2 protein-coding genes are annotated in these 4157 nt (G+C 53.5%); both read left to right on the forward strand.

Features of this window, described 5'->3' with window-relative positions; translation table 11 throughout:
• The first annotated feature begins 40 nt into the window (after nt 1–40).
• Complete coding sequence (locus tag AC3B8H_RS19085) at nt 41–790, forward strand: DsbA family protein (RefSeq protein WP_488443106.1); 750 nt, start codon at nt 41–43, stop codon at nt 788–790.
• Nucleotides 791–826: 36 nt separating this feature from the next.
• Nucleotides 827–4157: Ig-like domain-containing protein (locus AC3B8H_RS19090; RefSeq protein ID WP_488443107.1), on the forward strand; the 3331-nt coding region annotated here is incomplete at its 3' end.

Genomic DNA, 4157 nt, shown 5'->3' on the forward strand with positions numbered 1-4157 from the left:
ATCCGAAACTAAAAGCAAGTAGTCTTTCATTTAAGTGTTTATGCGGAAGTTAAACTGGTTGTTATATATAGTATTAATAGCTGTTTGTTTTTTACCTGGTTTTTCCGCTAATGCTGAGGAAAAATGGATCGCAGACGAAATCTTTACGCAGATGTCTGAAATGCGTAAAGAAATTGGCTTATTGAAAGGAAGAGTGGCTGATCTTGAGCAGAAACTTACCGAAGCTAAGCCTAAATCGGTTCCAATACCGCTGGAGGGAAGCGAGGCGATGACTTTGGGTAAGGCCGATGCCCCGATTGCGATTTTGGAGTTTTCGGATTACGAATGCCCCTTTTGCGGAAAGCATTATAAAAATGTTTTACCCAAACTTAGAGAAAGTTATATCGATAAAGGCAAAGTTAAATACGTGATGAAGGATTTTCCGCTGGATTTTCACGCTCACGCCAAAAAGGCCTCGCTGGCCGCGCGTTGCGCGGGGGAACAGAAGCATTATTGGGCGATGCACGACGCAATTTTCGAGGCTCGCGGTCAGGCTAGCGACGAATTAATTGCCAGTGTGGCACAACAACAAAAATTGGATGAATCCGCATTGAAGAAGTGTCTTGACGACCCGGCGCAATTAACCAACGTACAGAACGACATCGCGCTTGGCAGTCGTTTGGGGGTCAACGGGACGCCGGCATTCTTAATCGGGCGAATCAAGGATAAACAGTTAGTCGGTTACCGGCGCTTCGACGGCATGCAGTCGTTCGAAACCTTCGCCGCCGCGATCGACAGTTTAAAAAAGTAATATTCGAAGCGTCTTCGGTATCGGGAGATAAAGACGATGAACACTCAGGTCATGAAAGCTTTTAACGTGTTGGTCCTGTTGCTGGCGCTTGCTTGGAGCGGGCAATCGGCGGTAGCCAACGTGCTGGATGAAAACTGTGTCGTTAATATTCTCAACCGAACCGTACAGGTCGGCAAGGACGGTGCTTGGTCCATGCCTAACGTGCCCTCGCAAATGGGCAGGGTCAGGGCCAGGGCGACATGCACCAAGCTGGGCGATACCTTTTCCGGCGAAAGCGAATATTTCAACATTATCCAGAACGGTGTCGTCAATGTGCCGGAAATTAAGTTCGAAAATATCGAACCGATTCCGGTCAGCTTGAAAGTCAGCGAACCAAGCGTTGAAACCCTGAATGCGCAAGGCGCCACCGCGCAATTAAAAGTCGAAGCGACTTACCGTGATGGTACCGTCAAAAACGTTACCGCTTCGAGTAACGGCACCAATTACACCTCCAGCAACCCCGCCATCGTTTCCGTCAATGCCGAAGGTTTGGTGACCGGCGTTTCCAGCGGAAGCGTGTTGATGACCGCTCGCAAGGACGAAGTCGTCGCCTTCAAACGCATTAGCGTGTCGACCACCGGCGACGCCGATAACGACGGCTTGCCCGACGATTTCGAGCGAGCGAACGGTTTGAATCCCAACGACCCGCTGGATGCCTTGGAAGATCCAGACAACGATGGTCTTACTACCAAGCGCGAATATGACTTGGGGACCAATTTCCGCAATGGCGATAGCGACGGCGATGGCATTCTTGATGGCGTGGAAGTGGCCGGCTCCAACGGCTATACCACCGATCCGTTAAAAGCCGACAGCGACGGCGACGGCGTAAACGACAACGATGAAATCCTGGCGGGTTACAACCCGACCGACGGCAGCGATGGGGGCGGTCGCAGTTTCGTGGAACTGATCGTTGCACCCGCCAATCCGACGATGACCTTCAATACCGTTTATAACGAGGCCAATTTACAGGTTAAGGTATCCGGCAAGCGTGGGAACGGCACGCTTGAGGACATCACTGCCAAATCCACCGGCACCAGTTACAGCTCCAGCAATTTAAGCGTGGTCAGTTTCGGCGCCAAAGACGGTCTGTTGTTTGCCGGTCAGGCCGGGACTGCAAACTTGACGATTCGTAACGGCGGTTTGGAGAAAACCGTGACGGTCACCGTCGGTTCGTTCAGCCCGACTGCGCTCTCGTCGATTTCGATTCCCGGTTATGCCAACAACGTCGATGTTGCCGGCGACTTTGCCTATGTTGCTGCCGGTAGCAAAGGCTTGCAGATTGTTAATGTCTCTAACCATGCCAGCCCCACCATAGTCGGCAGTTTGGATACCGCCGGAACCGCGATTGATGTCAGAGTGGTTGGTGCCGTGGTTTATCTAGCGGACGGTGAGGACGGCTTGCAGATCATCGATGTCAGCGATCCGGCTAATCCGGTTCTGCTCGCCTCTTACGAAACGGCGGGTATCGCGCAAGACGTCAAGATCGACAGCCAATTCGCTTACGTTGCCGACGGCAACGGCGGCTTGGAAATCGTTGATGTTCATAAACCCGCGCAGCCGATCTCGGCAGGCTCCTTAGGCGGATTGGGCGAGGCTAAGGGCGTTGACGCGCAGGGTAATACGGTGGTGGTTGTCGCTGGCACCTCGTTACATGTCATCGACGTGACCGACAAAGCCAATCCGCTAAGAAAAGGCAGTTTGAGCATAGGCCCGGTAAAAGACGTGGCAATCAAAGATGGTTACGCTTACGTGTCGGCCTATACCTCCGGGTTCAAGGCAGTGAATATCGGCGATCCGACCAATCCGACCATTGTGGCTTCCGATGCGGCGTTTTATCCCTACGACGTTGAATTGACCGATGGTTTTGCGTTTTTCGCCGAAGTCTTGTTTGTCAATTCAGTACCTTACGTCAATATCGAAGACCCGGAGTCGGCGGTGTTTCAAGGCACTGTCGACTTTAGAAGCTTCAACGACTACAACGGCACCGGCGTCGCACTGGACTCGAACTACGTTTACCTGACCGCGTCGAGCTCGATATCCGATTTTGAAGCAAACGGTACGTCAACATTGCTCATCGGGCAGTACCGGCTCACCGAGGACAAAGGCGGCGTTGCTCCGACGATAGAAATCAGCGAACCGCCGCAAGATACCGTGGTGGTCGAAGGCAAGAAGGTTACCGTGACGGCAACCGCCGATGACGATATCGGCGTTAAGTCGGTTTCCTTCATCGTTAACGGTCAAACGGTTTACACCGATACGTCTCGGCCTTATCAATATCCGGTAACCGTTCCGTTCGGCACCGTCGGCAACACGATAACCGTTGCTGCTAAGGCGGTCGATTTCGGCGGTAACGAACAAACCTCTACCAACCTGATCTTGACGGTACAAGCGGATACCGACCGAGACGGCTTGAGCGACGAACAAGAAGCCATTTACGGTTCGAACGTTAACGATACCGACTCCGACGACGACGGTCTATTGGACGGGGACGAGGTCGATAGGCACACTAATCCGGTAGATGCCGATTCCGACGACGACGGCATTGCGGACGGCGCGGAGGTCCAAAATGGCACCGATCCGCTGAATCCCGACGTCACGCCGCCGACAGTCACCGGAACCTCGCCAACTAACGAGTCAATCGACATTCCGGAAAACAATCCGATCGTTATTACCGTGGGCGAACCGTTGTCCGCCAAATCGGTGAACGCGGAATCGATTGCGGTCTACCAGGGGCTGTTGGAAGGTGGTGCCAAAATCGCGGGTAAAGTCCGTCTGTCCAGCGATGGTTTGCAGCTGATTTTCACCCCTAACGACTTATTGGCCGATTACACCGACTACAAAATCGTTGTCGACGGCGTGCGCGACCGTGCCGGGAATCCGATCGCAACGCCTTACTCTTTCCACTACAAAACCGGCAACACCGTTGATACCACTCCGCCCACGGTAGCGGCTATCGACCCTGCCGCGAACAGTACCGGCGTAGCGGTCAATGTTGTAGTCGGCATCCGTTTTAGCGAGCCGGTGCAAACCGATACCGTCAACGATCAAAGCGTACAGCTTTACGATCAGGTGACCGGGCAACAAATTCTGGGCGTCGTTACGCTGAATGGCGACGGCCAAGGCGCGACGTTCGTACCGAACGTGGCGTTAGCTGTCGGCCGGCAACACCGCATAGCCGTGACCAACGCCGTTAAAGACTTGTTCGGCAACGCCTTAGGTTACGTCAATTATTACTTCACGACTTCTTTCGACCGAGACGCGAACGGACCGCGCATCGTCGGCTACAGCATCGCCGGGGATCAGCCGGACGTACCGACGAACGCGGTAC

It is taken from the genome of Methylomonas sp. BG-2 (assembly GCF_057766305.1).

What these genes read in the sequence shown, in the direction of transcription:
- AC3B8H_RS19085 (WP_488443106.1), top strand. Translation starts at nt 41, where the DNA reads ATGCGGAAGTTAAACTGGTTGTTATATATAGTATTAATAGCTGTTTGT.